Consider the following 20,167-nt stretch of genomic DNA (forward strand, 5'->3'; position numbering starts at 1 on the left):
TTAAGTTGAAGCTTTTTGTACTCAAGGTGGGAATCGAACCCACACTTCCGAAGAAACTGGATTTTGAATCCAGCGCGTCTACCAATTCCGCCACTTGAGCAAAAGTGATTGCAAAATTATAAAATATTTTACGACATCCTATCAAAATAGTAGCTTTTATGCTTTTTAAGATCAAATAAATTCATAAATTTGCACCTCGTTTAGAGAAAACGGTTTAAAACGCTATAAAACAAACTATTACTAATGTCTAGTTTAACTACAGAAGCCAAAATTTTTACTTGCAACCAAAGTAAAGAACTTGCTGAAAAAATTGCAGCTACTTTTGGTGTGCCATTAGGTAATGTAATTACGTCTACATATAGTGATGGTGAGTTTCAACCATCTTACGAAGAATCTATTAGAGGTACACGAACTTTCATTATAGGATCAACACATCCTGGACCAGAAAATTTAATGGAAATGCTGTTAATGATTGACGCAGCAAAACGTGCATCTGCAAGACATATAACAGCTGTTTTACCATACTTTGGTTGGGCAAGGCAAGATAGAAAAGATAAACCTAGGGTTCCTATTGCTGCAAAGTTAATAGCAAAAATGCTAGAAGCTGCTGGAGCAACCAGAATTATTACAATGGATTTGCATGCAGATCAGATACAAGGCTTTTTTGAAAAACCAGTAGATCATTTATTTGCATCAACAGTATTTTTGCCATACTTAAGGTCTTTAAATTTAGATAATTTAACTATTGCTTCTCCAGATATGGGAGGTTCTAAAAGAGCTTATGCTTACTCTAAAGCCTTAGCTAGTGATGTTGTTATCTGTTATAAACAACGTGCAAAAGCCAATGTAATTTCTCATATGGAGCTAATTGGTGACGTTACTGGAAAAAACGTAGTGCTTGTTGATGATATGGTTGATACAGCTGGAACATTGACTAAGGCAGCAGATTTAATGATGGAAAGAGGAGCTCTTAGTGTTAGAGCTATTTGTACACATCCTATCTTATCTGGTGATGCTTATAAAAAATTAGAAAACTCAAAATTAGAGGAGTTAATTGTAACAGATTCAATTCCTTTAAAACAAAAAAGCAGCAAAATTAGAGTTATAAGCTGTGCCGAACTTTTTGCAGATGTCATGCATAATGTACATTACAACAAATCAATTAGTTCAAAATTTATAATGTAGCTAAAACAAATTGGTTATCAAAAAAAGTAAATAATTAAATTAATATAAATAACAATTATGAAATCGATTACAATCAACGGATCTCAAAGAGAAAGCGTAGGCAAAAAAGCAACAAAAGCCTTACGTAATGCTGGTCAGGTTCCTTGCGTATTATACGGAGGAGACAAACCAGTGCATTTTTCTGCAGCTGAGTTAGCATTCTCTAAACTTGTATACACGCCAAATGCGCATACAGTTGTGATTGCTTTAGAAGGAGGTGAAACTTACAATGCAGTATTGCAGGATATACAGTTTCATCCTGTAACAGATAAAATCTTACACATAGATTTCTATCAATTATTTGAAGACAAAGAAATTGCTATGGATATTCCTGTACATATCATTGGTACTTCAAAAGGTGTGTTAAATGGCGGTGTTTTACGTAAAAACAAACGTAAATTAAGAATAAAAGCATTACCATCTAATTTACCAGATTTTATTGAAGCAGATATTACACCTTTAAAAATTGGTGGTAAGCTTTATGTAACTGCTTTTGAAAATGACGCATACAAGTTTTTACACCCAGATAATACTGTAGTATGTCAAGTGAAGACTGCTAGAACTGCAATTTTAGTAGATGAAGATGAAGATGAATTAGAAGAAGGTGCAGAAGCAACAGCTGAAGGAGGAGATGCTCCAGCAGCAGAAGCAAATTCTGAAGCTTAAAAAAGATTCAACTCTTTATAATTTAAAAAAGCATTCTGTTTTATCAGGATGCTTTTTTACTTTTACACAAACTGACACAATATGTGTAAATTCTTAATAAGTATTTTTAAAAAGAAAGTATTAAATACTGAAGATCACAATACAATGAAAAAATTTCTTATTGTTGGCTTGGGTAATATTGGAGACAAATACGCAAACACACGCCATAATATTGGCTTTAAAGTTTTAGATTATCTAGCAAAAAAAGAAGAGTTAACTTTTGAAACAAATAAACTTGGAGATATTACTACTTATAAATTAAAAGGACGCACATTTATCTTACTCAAACCTAGTACATACATGAATTTAAGTGGTAAAGCTGTTCAATATTGGCTTACTAAAGAAAAAGTACCTTTAGAAAATTTACTTATTATAACTGATGATTTAAACTTACCTTTTGGAAGCATTCGCCTTAAAACAAAAGGTAGTGATGGAGGTCATAACGGTTTAAAAGATATACAAGACAAATTACAAACCACTAAATACAATAGGTTTAGATTTGGTATTAGTGATGAATTTAGTAAAGGAAGACAAGTAGATTATGTTCTTGGAGATTGGACTCAAGATGAAAACGAAAAATTACCAGAACGTTTAAATAAATCTATCGAGCTTATTAAATCTTTTGGTCTATCAGGCATAAACAATACAATGAATACATTTAACGGAAAATAAAAAGAGCGACTTAAAGTCGCTCTTTTTATTTAATATTGAAACGCATTATTTTTTATTCAACAACAATTCGTTTTGTTACTTTTCTATTTCCATCATTAACTGTTACTAAGTACATACCTGATTGTACATTATTTAAGTTAATCGTCTGTTCAAATTCAGATGAAACACTATAAGAATTCTTAAAAATTCTACGTCCGCTTACATCATGCACATCAACCTTAATATCATTTCCAGAATTAGAGTTTAACTTAATCGTAAATGTTCCCGAATTTGGATTTGGAAAGATTGCAAAGTTATTAAACTCGTTGTCTTCTATGCTTAAAGCTTGTTCTGAACAAATATTTAGTGACCAATCATTTAAAGTCCCTGTATCACCAGCAAAAAAGTCTGCAATTAAGATTTCCCAATCACCAGCTGCATCTAATCCATTAAATATACTTAAAGCCTCTTCTGGAATAAATGTTCCTGTTGTTGGATTAGTATCAGTTGTACACACAATAGCACTACCGTTATCGTCAAAAGTAATATCAAAATCATCAGTACTTCCACAATTACCTGCCCATACATTGGCAAAAGTTGTGCCATCAGGATGTGTTATGCGTACTAATAAATCACCAACATAAGTATGACTAACATCTATATTAACAGTTAAACTTTCAATTGCACCATTATCTGGTACATTAATAGTGTGTGTTACTGGAGGTCCATTTACAGGTGTAGTTGTACCTGTTCCATCTGGTATAGCTAAACCTAAATTTTGAGCAGATGCATAATCTATACATTGTATAGAGGTACAATTATTTTTTAATAATACATCCACAGTTTCTGTTACTGATGTCGTTCCAGATGTTCCAGTAACTGTAATTATATAATCACCAAGTGTTGTTCCAGAAAGATTATTTACGGCCATAGTAAAGTTACCATCTGCAGACATAGAAGTTGGGCTAAAAACTACTGTAGATCCTGGAGGATTACCAACAGCCGTAAACATTGTAGATTCAGAAAATCCTAATATAGTTGCATACGACAAATTAAAAACAGCTTGATTGTCTGTTGTTGGGCAAGAAAACACAGGGCTATCATTTGCAGCAATAATAAACCCTGGATCTGGCGCAACGCAAACATTAGGCTTAAATTGCGGCTGAAGAACATTGCCCACATAAGTATTTACAATGGTCATCTGCTGAGGTGTAAACATATATAAACATCTATCATCTCCATAATCCATATAATTCATAATCAATGCTTTTGTTGCTGGAGCACATCCATCAGGGATAACTCCTGGGCAACCATAAGTACTACTTGCTACTTCAGGTGTATCAGCAATACCATCACCTGTGCCACTACCACAAACTGCATTTGGGTCTCCATTTGGTCCATCACCATTAAACGTATGTCTTAAATTATAAAAATGACCTAACTCGTGAGTTACCGTTCGCCCTAAATCATACTGTCCTCCTGGATCTGGAACGATACCAGAACCAGCACAACCAGCGCCAGAACCAAACGCGTTAACATCCATGGTTACTGCTTGACCTGCTGCTATACTTCCCCCTAAAGGCGAAAATCCTAAGCCTCCAATATCTCTAATAACAAAATTCATATAACCAGACCAAGTAGCATCTGTATTACTTCCTCCACCAAATTCTTCACCTATAGTCACCGCTGGATTTCCTTCAAGTAATTGTGGGTCAAAACCAACTGGATGGTTTGCAACAGCCATACAAAATGAAATACTTGAAGCTCCAGGAGTTAATCCTGGATAATTACTCATAACTGTTTGCCATTGAGATATATCAGTATTTGTAGCAGAATAGTCAGCATTTAAAATATCTATTTGATTTTGTGCTAATGCTTCTAAACATGCTCTATCTGCCTCATTCCCCGTTGGAAAATGCACAGCAACAGGAACAACAATTGAAGCACCTCTATAGCTAACATCTCCATTTCTAAGCATATTATCAATTTCAGCTTTGTACTTTGCTTGGTTCTTTTTATGCTCTTTTGCAAATTCTGGATCTTGCATTTGCTCTTCCATATAAGCAACCATCCCACATTTTTCTTGAGAAAAAGCGAAACAGCTAACTAAAAATATTAAGGCAAACGTTAACGTTCTTGTAATAGTAGTTTTTCTTTTCATTAGTATGTTGTTTTTTTATAATCTATAAAATTATCGAATTATTAGGCAACTACAAAACTTAAGCACTAAAAACGCACTTATATCTTCTTAAAAAGTAAGCAAACATCTAATTATTAACACAAAATGCTATGAAATTTTTAACTCTTATTTCATTTAATCACTCTAATACGTATTTTTACACAAAAATCTCTTTTTTTGAAACAGCATACCTCATTAGAAGCTTACCCAAATAATCCATCTATAGTAACTATTGGAACATTTGATGGTGTACATATTGGGCATCAAAAAATAATTGAACGCCTTATAAAGGCAGCAAAAAAAAAGAAGCTTTCATCTGTTGTTTTAACGTTTTTTCCTCACCCAAGAATGGTGTTACAAAAGGATTCAAACATTAAACTTTTAAATACAATTGACGAACGTAAAAATATTTTATCAAGTTCTAATTTAGACCACTTAGTTATACAAAAATTTACTAAAGAATTCGCGAATTTAACTGCTTTAGAATTTGTAGAAACCATTCTTGTAAACCACCTAAATGCAAAACACATCATCATTGGTTATGATCATCATTTTGGAAAAAATAGAAGTGCTAATATTGATGATTTAAAAATCTACGGAAAACAATTTGGATTTGAAGTTGAGGAAATTTCTGCGCAAGATATTAAAGATGTTGCAGTAAGTTCTACTAAAATTAGAAATGCACTTATTAAAGGTGATATTAAAACTGCTAACTCATATTTAGGGTATAATTTTTATATCTCAGGAAGCATAATTAAAGGAAAAGGAATTGGAAAAACAATAAATTTTCCTACGGCCAATCTATCTATAAAAGAAGATTATAAACTCATCCCAAAAAAAGGTGTGTATGTTGTAAAATGCTTTATTGACAGTCAAATAATTTTTGGAATGATGAATATTGGTACAAACCCAACTGTTGGTGGCAAACAACAATCTATAGAGGTTAACTTATTTAATTTTAACAGCAATATTTACAACAAAAACATTAAAGTTGAGTTTTTAAAGCATCTTAGAGGTGAACATAAGTTTGAATCGCTAAGTCTATTAAAAGAACAATTAGTTATTGATCGAGCAAACGCTAAATTGTTTATAGAAAATACAGATGTATAATTTCTTATTTAAACATATAGATAATAGTTCGCTTATTGTTTTTAGAATCATTTTTGGCTTACTTATTTTCTTAGAAAGCGTTGGAGCAATATTTACAGGTTGGATTAAACGCACACTTATAGAACCTGAGTTTACCTTTAGTTTTATTGGTTTTGAATGGCTACAACCACTTCCAGAAAATTGGATGTATGCCTACTATGCTGTAATGGGAGTTTTTGGCTTATTTGTTATGGTTGGCTATAAATACAGATGGAGCATGTTTGCATTTACACTAATGTGGTCATGTACATATTTTATGCAAAAATCATCATACAACAACCACTATTACCTTTTAATGTTGTTAAGTGCTTTAATGATTTTTCAACCAGCAAATAAATATTTATCTGTAGACTCAAAATCTAAGCCTAGTATTATTAGTTATTCAATGCCACAATGGTCTCGCTATATATTTATTTTACAAATGTTTATTGTTTATACCTATGCATCAGTTGCTAAATTATATCCTGATTGGTTAAATGTTTCTGTTCCTGAATTACTTATGAAAAGTAAACAACACTATTTATTAGTTGGCGAACTATTACAGCAAAAATGGATGCATTATTTTGTAGCATATGGAGGCATTTTATTTGATGGCTTAATAATTCCGTTATTATTATGGAAACCAACTAGAAAACTAGCATTTATTGCTTCTATTTTCTTTCATTTATTTAACTCGATTATTTTTCAAGTAGGCATATTTCCTTATCTGTCTCTAGCTTTTGCACTTTTCTTTTTTAACCCTAAAACTATTCAAAAGCTATTCTTAAAAAAGAAACCTTATTACAATCAATCAGAAATCATAACACCAAAATACAGTTCATTTTTTGTGGCTCTGTTTTTTATTTATTTTGCAGTTCAAATTATACTTCCGCTAAGGCATCATTTTATTAAAGACAATGTATTATGGACAGAAGAAGGTCATCGTTTATCATGGCGAATGATGTTACGATCTAAAAGTGGTTTTGCTCAATATAAAGTTATAGATAAAGCATCTGGCACCATTATTCCTATAAATCTAAATGATTATCTAACCAAAAAGCAACAACGAGGTGCTACAACAAAACCAGATGTTATTTGGCAATTTGCTCAACATTTGAAAAAAAAATATGCCGAAAATGGAGTGGACATTCAGGTCTTTGTTAATTGTAATATAAGTATTAATGGTAAACCAAGAAAAACACTTATAAATCCTGAAATAGATATCGCAAATGTAGAATGGAGTGTATTTAAGCATAACGATTGGATTTTACCTTCAAAACAAGATTAAAATAGCTTTCAATTTCTTAAATTTGTCGCTTAAATTTTTCAGTAATGCTACAAGTACCTTTTATTAGAAAAAATAAAGAAGATGTTATTAGCCGTTTAACTAAACGTAATATTGACGCCTCTAAAATGATTGAAGATGTTATTCTTTTTGACGAAGAAAGGCGTGAACTTCAAACACAACTAGATAATACTTTAGCAACATCTAACAGTCTTTCAAAAGACATTGGAAATTTGTTTAAATCTGGAAAAGCAACAGAAGCAAATGCACTTAAAGAAAAAGCAACACAATTAAGAGACGATTCAAAAAATTTAACTGAACAACTTAATACAAAAGTTGAAGCACTAAACCAATTACTTTATAAAATTCCTAATGTACCTCATTCTTCGGTTCCAGCTGGAAATACAGATGAAGATAATGAAGAAATTTTTAGACAAGGAGACATCCCTAAATTACATAAAAACGCACAGCCACATTGGGAGTTAGCAAAAAAGTATGATATTATTGATTTTGAATTAGGTAATAAAATTGCTGGCTCAGGTTTTCCTGTATATAAAGGAAAAGGTGCTAGATTGCAACGTGCGTTAATTGCATATTTTTTAGACAAAAATACTGCAGCTGGTTATAACGAAGTACAAGTGCCGCACTTAGTTAATGAAGCCTCTGGTTTTGGCACGGGACAATTACCAGACAAAGACGGTCAAATGTATCATGCCACTAATGTAGAACCTAGCTTATATTTAATTCCTACCGGCGAAGTTCCAGCTACAAACATTTACAGAGGTGATTTATTAGATGAATCACAATTACCACAAGCCTTAACAACTTACACGCCTTGTTTTAGAGTTGAAGCAGGTAGTTATGGTGCTCACGTTAGAGGATTAAATCGTTTACATCAATTTGATAAAGTTGAAATTCTTAGAGTTGAACATCCAAAGCGTTCTTACCAAGCTTTAGATGAAATGGTTAATCACATTAAAGGTATTCTTGAAGAATTAAAATTACCTTACAGAATTTTACGCCTTTGTGGTGGCGATTTAGGATTTACAGCTGCTTTAACTTATGATTTTGAAGTATTTTCTACAGCTCAAAATCGCTGGTTAGAAATATCTTCTGTATCAAATTTTGAAACATTTCAGGCAAATCGTTTAAAATTACGCTTCAAAAACAATGATGGTAAAAATCAATTATGCCACACACTTAATGGAAGTTCTTTAGCTTTACCTAGAGTATTAGCAGGTATTTTAGAAAACTATCAAACCGAAGATGGTATACAAATTCCAGAGGTTTTAGTTCCTTATACTGGATTTGATAGAATATAGATTTGTAATCTTTTTCCTAAACACTTCCGATTAAATGCTAAAAAAACATGCTGTTTAACGAAAAAATCAATGATTGTTTTGTTTTTTCATAAATATTATTGAAGTTAGTATTCCAAATAAGAACCAACCTACTTATGAAAAATATTAAACGCATTGTATTACTTATTGCCCTAATTGTTTTAGCCAGTAAAGTTTTTTTTTAAAATAATACAATTTCAATAAACCTTAAAAATGCCGTAGCAGAATAACTGAATCATTTTTAAAAATTATAATGGTTAATAGCACATTTATTTTGACTGGTAATGCCTGAACTAACGTTCAGGCATTTTTTTTATAAAAACATTCACAATAAGTAGTTATAGCATTTGTTATATTTACATAAATTAGTGTTATGCAACGTTTTTTATTATATCTATGTTTACTCTATTTTACTTTTAGTTTTTCTCAAAGTGAACAACTTGCTGATGACTACTTTAAACGTGGTGAATTTGAGAAAGCTCTAATTGCTTACCAAAAATTAAACTCAAAAAAAGGAAGTAGTAAAAACTTAACAAAAATTATAAAAACACTACAGCAATTAGAACGTTATGACGAAGCCCAAGAATTACTTTTAAAACGAATGGCAATAAGTCGGTATCCAGGACTTCTTGTAGAATTAGGTTATAACTACCAATTAAAAGATAGTCTAGAACTTGCAAATAAATACTATAACGAAGCTATTTTAAAGGTTGATGAGAAACCTGTTTACACCTTTAATATTGCTAGAAAGTTTGAAGAGTTATCTTTATTAGATAATGCTATTATTGTGTATAAAAAAGGAATGGAGCTTAACCCAGAGAAAAACTTTAGTATACAATTAGCTCGTATTTATGGCGAGCAAGGTAATATTGAGCAAATGTTTTCTAATTATGTAAATTATATAGAGTTTAAACCAGATTTTATAAATAATGCTAAGCGTGCATTTAGCGATTTTATTTCAGAAAACAAGGATAATGAAAACAATATATTTCTAAAAAAAATACTGCTTAAAAAGCTTCAAACACAACCAGACCCATATTGGTATGAGTTATTAAGCTGGTTATTTGTTCAAGAAAAAGCTTATAACAAATCATTTACACAAGAAAAAGCACTTTATAAAAGAAACCCTGAAAGTTTATCACGTATTATTGAGCTTGCAATTACAGCTGTAGATAAAAAAGAATACGAAACAGCAAACACCATTTTTAATTATATTATTGATAACTCACAAAACATTAAAACTGTGTTACTGGCACATCAATACCTTTTAGATATCGAAATTATTAATGCAACAAAAAAACAGTTTAATGATATAGATAAAAAGTATTTAGCTCTATTTAATCAATATGGAACTTACGAACAAACACTAGCTTTACAAATAGCATATGGTCATTTTTTAGCATTCCATTTACATAAACCTAAAGAAGCAAGTGAGTTTTTAAAGAAAACACTAAAACTAGAAACCTCAGCATTTCAAGAAGCTACAGTAAAATTAAAATTGGCAGATATATTAGTCTATCAAGAAAAATTTAATGAAGCATTAATCTATTATTCGCAAATACAAGCCAACTTAAAAAACAGTACAATCTCTCAAGAGGCTCGATTTAAAGTTGCAAAAACTAGTTATTATAAAGGTGATTTTGAATGGGCAGAATCTCAACTAAAAATATTAAAAGCATCTACATCTCAATTAATTGCAAATGATGCTTTAGATTTAAAACTATTGATTTCTGATAATAAATATGAAGATACACTTCATGTCGCTCTAAAACTTTATGCAAAAGCAGATTTAATGGCATTTCAAAATAAAACCGAAGATGCTATTTTGCTTTTAGATAAAATACTTACCGAACATAAAGGAGAAAGCATTGAAGACCAAGCCTTATTAAAACAAGCGCAATTGTTTGAAAAACAAAAACAATACACCAAAGCAGCATCCAATTACCAATACATAATAGCTAATTATAGAGTTGAGATATTAGCTGATGATGCACACTATTTTTTAGCCGAATTATACAATACACAATTAGGCGAGCCAGAGAAAGCTAAACCACTTTACGAAAATATCATTTTTCAACATGAAGACAGCATCTATTTTGTCGAAGCTCGTAAAAAATATAGAATGCTTCGCGGAGATACAATAAACTAATAACAATCAATGATTGCCGAAACTAATAGCTTTATCATTTCAAAATTTACAATTGATAATGCACCTTTCTTTTTAAAACTTCCCAAAGAAGAATTTAAGCTTAAAATCATTTTAGCAATTACTTCACCTTCAAACAATAACTCAATTAAACTAATAAAAAAATTAGGCTTATCTTATCAAAAAAGAATAAAACCTTTTGATGATGACGAAGAAGTCCTGTTATTTGCAAAAACATTATAATGAAACAGCAAATGTATATATACAATGTTACTGTAAACATAGATGAAAGCATTCATGACGAATGGCTTAAATGGATTAAAGAGCACATACCTCAAGTATTAGCAACAGGTAAATTTGAAAAAGCAACACTAACAAAAGTTTTGGTTGGAGAAGATATGGGTGGACTCACCTATTCTATTCAATACAGATCATATTCTCGTGAAGCTTTAGATGCATACTATAGAGACGATGCCGAGAAATTACGTAACGAAGGCTTAAAACGCTTTGCAGATAAATCATTAGCATTTAGAACCGAATTACAAATTGTTGATGAGTATTCAGTAAATTTTACATGATTTACAACACAATATATTTTTTAAAGATACTATTAGTTAACTAACAACTATCGACTAGAAACTAAAGACTAATGACAGTAAAGGCAAAAAAACATTTAGGTCAGCATTTTTTAAATGACGAAACCATAGCAGAACAAATTGCAGATTCGTTAATGTTAAAAGGCTATAAACATGTATTAGAAATTGGTCCAGGAATGGGTGTTTTAACCAAATACTTACTTAAAAAAGATATTACAACACATGTTATTGAAATTGATACAGAATCTGTAGAATACCTTAAAGCCAATTACCTAAACCTAGCTTCTAGAATTATAGAAAAAGACTTTTTAAAGTATGATTTAAATGAAGTTTTTAAAGAAGAACCCTTTGCTATAATAGGAAACTTCCCATATAATATTTCTACGCAAATCGTATTTAAAACTTTAGAAATGCGCCAACAGATACCAGAATTTTCAGGCATGTTTCAAAAAGAAGTTGCGCAACGTATATGCTCAAAAGAAGGCAGTAAAGTTTACGGTATTCTTTCTGTATTAACTCAAGCATTTTATAAGGCTGAGTATTTATTTACAGTACCACCAACGGTTTTTAATCCGCCACCAAAAATAGATTCTGGTGTTTTAAGACTCACTAGAAAAGAAAATTACACACTTCCTTGCGATGAAAAATTATTTTTTAAAGTCGTAAAAACTGCCTTTCAACAACGTAGAAAAACACTTCGAAATAGCTTAAAGACATTCCATTTAAGTGATATTTTAAGAGAAGATGTTATATTTGGCAAACGTCCAGAGCAATTAAACGTAGAACAGTTTATCGAGCTGACGACTTTAATTGAAAACGACAAAACTAACTAGTGGAAGAACTCAACGAAAATATTCAATTTCAAATAAGTGATGAGCTTATTAAAAAAGTAGAACATTTAATAGATTCTAGAGAGGATAAAACAACTCTTGAGTTTTTAAATGAATTCCACTATGCTGATATTGCAGAAATTCTAGACGAGCTAAGCTTTAACCATGCCATTTATGTTATCAAACTTCTTGATAGCGAAACCACATCTGATATACTAACAGAATTAGATGAAGATCTTCGTGAAAAGATACTAAAAAATCTCTCTGACAAAGAAATTGCTGAAGAAATTGAAGAGCTCGACACAGATGACGCAGCAGATATCATTGCAGAACTTCCCGAAGAACGTCAAGAAGAAATTATTGAGTTAATTGAAGACGAAGAACATAAAGCAGAAATTACCGAGCTACTTGCATATGATAATAATACCGCTGGTAGTCTTATGGCAAAAGAGTTGGTTAAGGTTAACGAAAACTGGACCGTAACTCAATGTGTACGTGAAATGCGTGCTCAAGCAGAAAATGTTACTAGAGTACACTCAATTTATGTTATTGATGCTGCTGGAAAATTAATTGGAAGATTATCTTTAAAAGACCTATTAATGGCTTCTCCAAAAGCACATATCTCTACTGTATATATCCCAAAAGTAGATTATGTTGATGTTAACGAAGGCGTTGAAGACGTTGCTAAAGTCATGCAAAAATATGATTTAGAAGCCATTCCTGTAGTAGATAAAAACCAAACCTTATTAGGTAGAATTACTATTGATGATATTGTAGATGTCATTAAAGAAGAAGCAGAGAAAGATTACCAATTAGCCGCAGGTATTACACAAGATGTAGAAGCAGATGATAGCATTATAGAACTTACCAGAGCGCGTTTACCTTGGTTGTTTTTAGGGCTTATTGGTGGTGTTGGTGCTGCACTTATTATGGGAGATTTTGAGCATATGCTAAAAGATCATGCTGTATTATTCTTTTTTACACCATTAATTGCTGCAATGGCAGGAAATGTAGGCGTGCAATCTAGTGCCATAATTGTACAAGGTTTAGCTAATGATGATGTTAAAGGAAGTATTAATAACCGCTTAATTAAAGAAATGTTTCTTGCTGCATTAAATGGAGTCATTCTAGCAGCATTTCTTTTTCTTTTCGTTTGGATTTATAAAAATGATGTTTATACGGCATTAGCTATTTCAATATCTTTAGTAGTAGTTATAATTGTTGCAGGACTCATTGGAACTTTTGTTCCGCTTTTTCTAGATAAAAGAGGAATAGATCCTGCAATTGCTACAGGTCCATTTATTACAACCAGCAATGATATCTTCGGAATTTTAATTTACTTCTGGATTGCCAAAATGATATTAGGCATATAACCCAAAAGCTTTTGTACTTTTATGGTATGAATGCAATTAATATTAAAAACAAGTTTTCTAAGTTTAATAAAAACTGGCATCCACACCAAATTGCTATCGTTGACAATATGCAAGTCATTTTAGCAAAACTCAAAGGTGAATTTGTATGGCACAGTCATGATGATGAAGACGAACTATTTCAAGTAATTAAAGGTACTTTATATATGCAATTTCGTGATAGAACCGAAGTTGTAAATGAAGGTGAGATTATTGTTATCCCAAAAGGTGTAGAACACAATCCTACTACTAAAAACAATGAAGAAGTACATGTGCTTTTATTCGAAAAATTAACCACAGCTCACACAGGAAACGTACAACACGAAAAAACACAAACAGAATACCCAAAAATATAATTAGGTAGAAACGTCATGCTAAACTTGTTTAGCATCTCATAATCATGCAATTTTCAAATAATCAAAACATGAAAATTCTTCACATAGATACTAATCATAACTTATTAATCAATCAACTTAACGATTTAGGTTTTACAAATCATGAAGATTACACATCATCAAAATCTGAAATCGAAGCTAAAATTTCAAATTATGATGGCATCATTATTAGAAGCCGCTTCACTATTGATAAACATTTTTTAGACAAGGCTACTAATTTAAAATTCATAGGTCGTGTTGGTGCTGGATTAGAAAATATAGATTGTGAATATGCAGAACAAAAAGACATCACTTTAATCGCTGCTCCAGAAGGCAACAGAAATGCGGTTGGCGAACATAGCTTAGCAATGCTATTATCTCTTTTTAATAAATTAAATAAAGCTGATAAAGAAGTAAGACAAGGCAAATGGTTGCGTGAAGCTAATCGAGGTGTTGAATTAGATGGCAAAACAATTGGTTTAATAGGTTATGGCAATATGGGAAAAGCCTTTGCTAAAAAGCTTCGAGGTTTTGATGTAAACGTAATTTGCTATGATATAAAACAAAATGTAGGTGATAAAAATGCCACACAAGTAACCTTAAAAGAACTACAAGAAAAGGCTGATGTGTTAAGTTTGCATACACCACAAACAGACTTAACCATAAATATGATTAATTCAAATTTTATAAATGATTTTAGAAAACCATTTTGGTTAATTAATACAGCAAGAGGTAAAAGTGTACTTACTAAAGATTTGGTAAAAGCTCTCGAATCTGGAAAAATTTTAGGCGCTGGTTTAGATGTTTTAGAATACGAAAAAGCGTCTTTTGAAAACCTTTTTAAACCTCAAGACTCAAGCATAAGATTAATGCGTAAAGGCAAAAAATCTAATTTACCCGAAGCTTTTGAATATTTAATTCAAGCAGATAATGTTTTATTATCACCTCATGTAGCCGGATGGACTATTGAAAGTAAAGAAAAACTCGCACAAACTATTGTAGATAAAATAAAAGCTAAATTTTGTTAAAACTTATAAGCCACTTTAAACATGATTATTCTTGGCAAAATGAATGTTTTACTATCGCTAATTAAAAAACTATTAAATGTGTTTTGTTGTTTAACTGTTACATCAAATATGTTAGTTGCATTAATTTCAAACCCCCAAGGACTGTCTTCAATTTGATAAAATAACGATGCGTTTGCAGTATCAAAGGTGTTTTTGGTATTTGCGCTTTTATTAGTATAAGCATCAAAACTATAATCTGCTTTAAAAATAAAATCTTTTAAAAAATCATACTCAACATTTGCAAAAAAGCGGTCGTTTTCAAATTTGTTAATAACGCTAAAAGAACGGTAATTATTAAAATCTTTAGTATAACCCATTTCTATATTTGGATGGTCTTTAAAAAACGTTTCGACACTTAGCGTTGATGATATCCCTTTTGAAATATTTAGGTTGGTATTAGTATTCAAAATTTGAAAAAAATCACTGTAACTAAAACGACCTCTTATATTGTATTTAATTTTGTTTATCTTCTTAGAGAGTCTTGCACTAATATTAAAATTATGTTCTGGTTGGTCAAATAAAACTGATGTACTAAACTGTTCAATGCCTTGCAATTGTGTCGTCGATTTAAGTGTCTTTATTCTTTTATTAAAATTAGTGTTAATATTAAAATTAAGGTTTTTAAACAAGCTAAACTTGTAGTAGCTCAAACTTACTGTGTGATACAACTGGTTTTCTAAAGTGGCATCACCTTTAAATACACGATTAAAACTATTAAGTATAAAATTATTAGCCAATTGGTTAATAGCAGGGAATCGTGCATTAAGTTGATATCTAAAATGGAGTTTTTCGTTATTATTAAACTCTACTTTGGTGGTAAACTTTGGTAACAGTAATACTTTTTTATTAGAATACCTATCGTCTAATTGTTTGGTGTTCCAACTATAAAAATTGTAATACAACATGGGTTTAAATATTGCCTTACCTATTTGAAATTTATATTCTAAACCAACAAAGGTATTAATAAAGTTATATATAAAATCGTTACCAAAACCTGTTGTGTTAAAATTGTTAATACTACCATTACTTAATTGCTGTACATCTTGGTTTTCAAAACTGTTAAATGCTGCATTAACTCCAAAACTTGTATAGAGGTGATTAAAATTATTAAGTACCCAATAGTCTTTAAGTATTACATTTGCATTATGTGAGTTAGAGCGTTTAGTTTGTAAAATGTTATACACAGTATCATCCTCTAAAGGAATTAAACCTTGTAAAATCTGTTGGTTGGTAAACCATTCTGTAATAGGTTTATCATTTTTATAATTGTACGTTGCTTGTAAAGTCGCTGTATGGTTTTTTGAGAGTTTACGGCTATAACTTATATTTTGTTTTAGATTCAACTCTTTAATATCTGTTAGGGTATTGATACTATTATTTTGTGATGGGTTTATGGTTGTTGTTAAACCATTTGCATCATTATTTGTGAGTTTTACAAAACTATTATAAGCAAAATCTTCATCATGACTTGGGTTATAATCTAAGGTTAGTTTAGCTATAGTAAAAAATTTGTTGATGCTATTAGTTGTGTTTCTATCTTCAATAAAAGCATCATCAAGATTAAGGTACTCATTTAATGTATTGCTTTGCGTTTCTGTTTTACTCTTTGAGCTAATAATATAACCACTAACATCTGTTTTAGTATTAATAGACTGTCTAATATTTAAGGCTCCAAATTGGTTGGTGTTTGCTGTATAATCTTGATTATTTAGGTATTGGGCAAAATCACTGTTATACAAACTAAAATAATTACCTGCATCACTCATAAGCTTACCAAAACCACCTTCAAAATCTATATAATCTCTAAAACTAAAACTTTTTATCCCTTGATTATTATAATCACCAATAAAATTAACGTTGGTTTTTGGGCTGTAATAAAAAAGATTTGGATGTACAAGGTACCTATCTTTAATACCTGCACCTAACTCTACATCTCCAAAGGCAAACTTCTTTTTATCGGCTTTTAATTTTATATTCATTGCCATGTCTTCACCATCTTGCAAGCCTTTTAGCATAGCAACCTCGCTATAATTGTCTAATACTTCTACCTTATCTACTGCATCTGCTGGGATATTATTTACAGCTAGCTTGGTATTACCTGTAAAAAAGGTTTTGTTTTCTACCAATACCTTGGTTACTTTTTTACCTTGTACAGTAACATTACCTGCTTTATCAACTTCTACACCTGGCAATTTTTTTAAAACCTCACGTAATTTACGCTCTTCTCCAGTTTTAAAGCTATCTACATTATAAGTAATGGTGTCTTTTTTTACTGTTATAGGTGGTGTGTAATTAAGGGTAATCTCATCAAGCTGGTTAGGGTTCTCTCTTAAACTAAAGTTTTTAGTTAGATTTTGGTTTGTGGTGGTAATCGCTATAGTTTGTGAGGTATAACCTAAATAACTAACGGTTACTTTATAGCTTTGATTTTTTACTAAACCTAATTTATAAGTACCATTAGCTTCTGTTATAGCAAAACGCAGGTCTTGGTCATTAGCTTCTGGTATGGCTAAAATATTAGCATAAGCTAGTGGGTTTTGTAAAGTATCTGTTACCTTTCCAGAAACAATAACAGTTTGCGCATTAAGAGAAAATCCTGCTGTTATAAGCAGGATTAACATAAAAAAATTTAAATGCTTATTAGCATTATACATCATTAATTTCTTCTTTTAGATTTGGCAAGTTTTCTTCTATTGTCCATAGCTTCTTCTGCCATATCATCTAATTTTTTCTGGGTAATATTCTCTCCTTTAGCATTTACTTCAATAACAATATCTTCCGCCTTAAACTCGATAACATCAGCAACATATATTATATTATCATCTCTTACTTCTAATATTAAACCTGGTAATCCAGAAAAATTTTTAGGACCAAATCTATAAGGGATATCCAATGTATACCAAGCTACTACTTCTTTTCTAAAGACTCCTTTTGGGTTTTTTATCTCATAAAATGTTGTAGCCTTAAAACATTTATATTTATTAATAAACTTTGAATCTTTATGTAATATCCATTTTACATTACTTATTAAATTATGAATAACAAAATCCTTTTCGAAAGCATTGAACGATTTAGATATAATACCTTCCTTTAAGTTTGTAAAATAAATGTCATCATTGTTTATATATAACTTGGCAAGATTAAAATATCGTTCATCAGCTCCAGAATTTACTTTATTATCTCCCCAATAAACAGATTCTGTTTGAGTTGCTTTTAGATGCATTCTCATTAGGTTAACTAATTGAAAGGAATTATTAATCTTTTCTACAACATCAGAATTTCTGTTTTCTGTTTTTTTTTCTATAAAATCTCCATAAGTTATAATCTTATAGTTAACAACTATATGCTGCGAATAGCAATAATTTATTACTGAGAAAACTAAAATAAAAACCAATCTGTTTTTAATCCATACCATAATATTAATGAGTTAGCCAATATTCTGCTGCTGCCTCATCAACTGAATCTATACAATCACCTAACTCATCACTAGCATAATTATACGCAAAAGAAGAAGAAGCTCCTTGCTGTAGTAATTGATTTTCAGTAGCTTCAGCTCTGTCCATACATTGTTCATAACTTGTTGGAATTTCAGTTTTTGCATTCAACGTACTACTCATAAAAAATACAACAGCTAAAACACTAAATGTTTTTTTTAATTTTTTCATAATTTCTAAAAATTTTAAACCTATGGTTATAGTTTACATAGGTTGGTTAATACAATAAACCGCAAAGTCTAAAAATCACAAAGTCTTGGTTGCAAAGCCAAATAATACACCGCAAAGTCTTATAAAAGGTAATAAAAATAACCAACGCTGGTTTTAGATTAATCTATTTGCCTCGATAACAATTGGGCGACTTTGCAAATGACCCAAATTGTCACTTTCAACACTCCAAACCTACAAAAAAAAAAACGCTAAACCACAAAATTTATTATGCTAAATTTTTACATAACTTGTTGTTAATAAGTTTTATAGGTGTTTTTTGCTTTGAGAATAACCACTATACTTATAGAGTACAGAAAAACCGTAACTTTAGATGGAGGTTTTCCTCTTATTTTAACATTTTTAAGTTTGCATATCTCAAAAACTGTTGAAAAATCTATATAGTAAATCATTTCTAGTTTTAAACTGTTAAAATTGAGTGATGAGATTCCGAAACAAATTCGGAATGACATTTAAAAAAAACTTACAACATAAAACAGATATACATTTATTTTAGCAAACCATTCTAATTAGCTAATTTTATTCAATGAAGAAAACCATTCTTGTTTTTGGCTTACTCATTTTAGCACTGTTATTATTATTCCAGATTAGTAAATACGCCATCATCTCTGGCGATTTAAATTCTGAATTTGTTATAGCTACAATTGCCATTGTTTTCTTTTTTATAGGTATATACCTCAACAAAAAGAGTCTTCACAAACAAACAAATGCAACAAAAGAAATAGATTATAAAAAAATAGAAGACTTAGATATAAGTAAACGTGAATATGAAGTTCTTTTAGGTATTTCTGAAGGGCTTTCAAACAAAGAAATTGGTGAGAAACTTTTTGTTTCAGAAAGTACCATTAAAACACATGTATCTAATCTACTCACAAAATTAAATGCAAAGCGACGTACGCAAGCGTTACAAATAGCAAAAGATTTTAATATTATATAAAATCCTTATTTTAAACTAAAGTATGAGTGGTTTGGTACTTTAGTATGAGCTATATTTTAAAGGCATCTCATAGTTTTGTGTAATATTATAATAGTTAACATTATGAAACATCTATAACCAAAATTTATTCACTAGAATAAAAGAAGATAGTATTAGCTATTTTATATAACCATTAAAAACAATAAATATATACATATGAAATTAGGTGCATTTTCATTGAGTTTGAATGTTAAAGACATTCAAATCTCTAAAACATTTTATGAAACTTTGGGGTTTTCAGTCTTTGCTGGAAACATAGAGCATAATTATTTAATCATGAAAAATGGCGATACAATCATTGGTCTTTTTCAAGGTATGTTTGAGCAAAACATTTTAACATTCAATCCCGGTTGGGATCAAAACGCAAATACGCTAGATACCTATGACGATGTTAGAAACATTCAAAAACATCTTAAATCTAATAGTGTAAAATTAGAAAAAGAAACAGATAGAAGTGATTCTGGTCCTGCTAGCATTGTGTTCCTTGATCCAGATGGAAACACAATACTTATCGATCAACATATATAAACATTAA

At 30.6% G+C, this 20,167-nt stretch carries 19 protein-coding genes and 1 tRNA gene; 15 read left to right on the top strand and 5 right to left on the bottom strand.

The window, feature by feature from the left end:
* Positions 1 to 18: 18 nt before the first annotated feature.
* A tRNA-Leu gene (locus BXY80_RS03460) sits at positions 19 to 100 on the bottom strand.
* Positions 101 to 243: 143 nt separating this feature from the next.
* Between BXY80_RS03460 and BXY80_RS03465 the strand changes: the two genes are divergently transcribed.
* The 3 genes from BXY80_RS03465 to pth all read left to right on the top strand — a co-directional run bounded on the left by BXY80_RS03465 (position 244) and on the right by pth (position 2,601).
* Entirely contained in the window at positions 244 to 1,185 is a 942-nt protein-coding gene (locus BXY80_RS03465; protein ID WP_120199814.1) for a ribose-phosphate pyrophosphokinase, read from the top strand.
* Positions 1,186 to 1,242: 57 nt separating this feature from the next.
* Complete coding sequence (locus BXY80_RS03470; RefSeq protein ID WP_120199815.1) at positions 1,243 to 1,890, top strand: 50S ribosomal protein L25/general stress protein Ctc; 648 nt, start codon at positions 1,243 to 1,245, stop codon at positions 1,888 to 1,890.
* 81 nt (positions 1,891 to 1,971) lie between these two features.
* Complete coding sequence (pth, locus tag BXY80_RS03475) at positions 1,972 to 2,601, top strand: aminoacyl-tRNA hydrolase (protein WP_120199816.1); 630 nt, start codon at positions 1,972 to 1,974, stop codon at positions 2,599 to 2,601.
* Between the two features lie 52 nt (positions 2,602 to 2,653).
* On the opposite strand, the gene BXY80_RS03480 is transcribed toward pth, so the two are convergent.
* On the bottom strand, positions 2,654 to 4,741 hold the full coding sequence (locus BXY80_RS03480) for a zinc-dependent metalloprotease (RefSeq protein ID WP_120199817.1): 2,088 nt from the start codon (positions 4,739 to 4,741) through the stop codon (positions 2,654 to 2,656).
* 195 nt (positions 4,742 to 4,936) lie between these two features.
* Between BXY80_RS03480 and BXY80_RS03485 the strand changes: the two genes are divergently transcribed.
* From BXY80_RS03485 to BXY80_RS03530, 10 genes are all read left to right on the top strand, one after another.
* A complete protein-coding gene (locus BXY80_RS03485) occupies positions 4,937 to 5,869 on the top strand; it encodes a bifunctional riboflavin kinase/FAD synthetase (RefSeq protein ID WP_120199818.1) in 933 nt (310 codons plus the stop codon).
* Positions 5,862 to 7,175: an HTTM domain-containing protein gene (locus tag BXY80_RS03490; RefSeq protein WP_120199819.1), complete on the top strand. Its 1,314-nt coding sequence runs from the start codon at positions 5,862 to 5,864 to the stop codon at positions 7,173 to 7,175. Before BXY80_RS03485 ends, BXY80_RS03490 begins: the two co-directional genes overlap by 8 nt.
* Positions 7,176 to 7,219: 44 nt before the next feature.
* Positions 7,220 to 8,494 carry a serine--tRNA ligase gene (gene serS, locus BXY80_RS03495; protein ID WP_120199820.1) on the top strand — a complete coding sequence of 425 codons (1,275 nt, stop codon included), beginning with the start codon at positions 7,220 to 7,222 and terminating at the stop codon, positions 8,492 to 8,494.
* 391 nt (positions 8,495 to 8,885) lie between these two features.
* A complete protein-coding gene (locus BXY80_RS03500; protein WP_120199821.1) occupies positions 8,886 to 10,661 on the top strand; it encodes a tetratricopeptide repeat protein in 1,776 nt (591 codons plus the stop codon).
* Positions 10,662 to 10,670: 9 nt separating this feature from the next.
* Positions 10,671 to 10,901 (top strand): hypothetical protein, encoded by a 231-nt coding sequence (locus tag BXY80_RS03505; protein WP_211328339.1) that lies wholly within the window; start codon positions 10,671 to 10,673, stop codon positions 10,899 to 10,901.
* 11 nt (positions 10,902 to 10,912) lie between these two features.
* Positions 10,913 to 11,236, top strand: coding sequence for a DUF4286 family protein (locus tag BXY80_RS03510; RefSeq protein WP_120200341.1), 324 nt, complete (start codon positions 10,913 to 10,915; stop codon positions 11,234 to 11,236).
* Between the two features lie 71 nt (positions 11,237 to 11,307).
* Complete coding sequence (gene rsmA, locus BXY80_RS03515; protein ID WP_120199822.1) at positions 11,308 to 12,087, top strand: 16S rRNA (adenine(1518)-N(6)/adenine(1519)-N(6))-dimethyltransferase RsmA; 780 nt, start codon at positions 11,308 to 11,310, stop codon at positions 12,085 to 12,087.
* Complete coding sequence (mgtE, locus tag BXY80_RS03520) at positions 12,087 to 13,457, top strand: magnesium transporter (RefSeq protein ID WP_120199823.1); 1,371 nt, start codon at positions 12,087 to 12,089, stop codon at positions 13,455 to 13,457. The genes rsmA and mgtE overlap by 1 nt, the downstream gene beginning before the upstream one ends.
* A 26-nt stretch (positions 13,458 to 13,483) precedes the next feature.
* On the top strand, positions 13,484 to 13,849 hold the full coding sequence (locus tag BXY80_RS03525; RefSeq protein WP_120199824.1) for a cupin domain-containing protein: 366 nt from the start codon (positions 13,484 to 13,486) through the stop codon (positions 13,847 to 13,849).
* 68 nt (positions 13,850 to 13,917) lie between these two features.
* Positions 13,918 to 14,895: a 2-hydroxyacid dehydrogenase gene (locus tag BXY80_RS03530; RefSeq protein ID WP_120200342.1), complete on the top strand. Its 978-nt coding sequence runs from the start codon at positions 13,918 to 13,920 to the stop codon at positions 14,893 to 14,895.
* Here the strand turns inward: BXY80_RS03530 and BXY80_RS03535 are convergent.
* Genes BXY80_RS03535 through BXY80_RS03545 form a run of 3 tightly spaced genes read right to left on the bottom strand, consistent with a single transcriptional unit; the run spans position 14,892 to position 18,599 of the window.
* Complete coding sequence (locus BXY80_RS03535) at positions 14,892 to 17,555, bottom strand: carboxypeptidase-like regulatory domain-containing protein (protein ID WP_120200343.1); 2,664 nt, start codon at positions 17,553 to 17,555, stop codon at positions 14,892 to 14,894. The two genes, BXY80_RS03530 and BXY80_RS03535, sit on opposite strands and share 4 nt — an antisense overlap.
* A gap of 35 nt (positions 17,556 to 17,590) precedes the next feature.
* Positions 17,591 to 18,349, bottom strand: coding sequence for a GLPGLI family protein (locus BXY80_RS03540; protein ID WP_120199825.1), 759 nt, complete (start codon positions 18,347 to 18,349; stop codon positions 17,591 to 17,593).
* A 4-nt stretch (positions 18,350 to 18,353) separates the two neighbouring features.
* Positions 18,354 to 18,599 (bottom strand): hypothetical protein, encoded by a 246-nt coding sequence (locus tag BXY80_RS03545; RefSeq protein WP_120199826.1) that lies wholly within the window; start codon positions 18,597 to 18,599, stop codon positions 18,354 to 18,356.
* Between the two features lie 583 nt (positions 18,600 to 19,182).
* On the opposite strand from BXY80_RS03545, the gene BXY80_RS14100 reads away from it, so the two are divergent.
* Complete coding sequence (locus BXY80_RS14100) at positions 19,183 to 19,593, top strand: response regulator transcription factor (protein ID WP_120199827.1); 411 nt, start codon at positions 19,183 to 19,185, stop codon at positions 19,591 to 19,593.
* A gap of 195 nt (positions 19,594 to 19,788) precedes the next feature.
* Positions 19,789 to 20,160 (top strand): VOC family protein, encoded by a 372-nt coding sequence (locus BXY80_RS03555; RefSeq protein WP_120199828.1) that lies wholly within the window; start codon positions 19,789 to 19,791, stop codon positions 20,158 to 20,160.
* The last annotated feature ends 7 nt before the right edge of the window (positions 20,161 to 20,167 follow it).

Origin of the sequence: Ichthyenterobacterium magnum (assembly GCF_003610635.1) — a bacterium.
In the GTDB taxonomy this organism is placed as follows: Bacteria; Bacteroidota; Bacteroidia; order Flavobacteriales; family Flavobacteriaceae; genus Ichthyenterobacterium; species Ichthyenterobacterium magnum.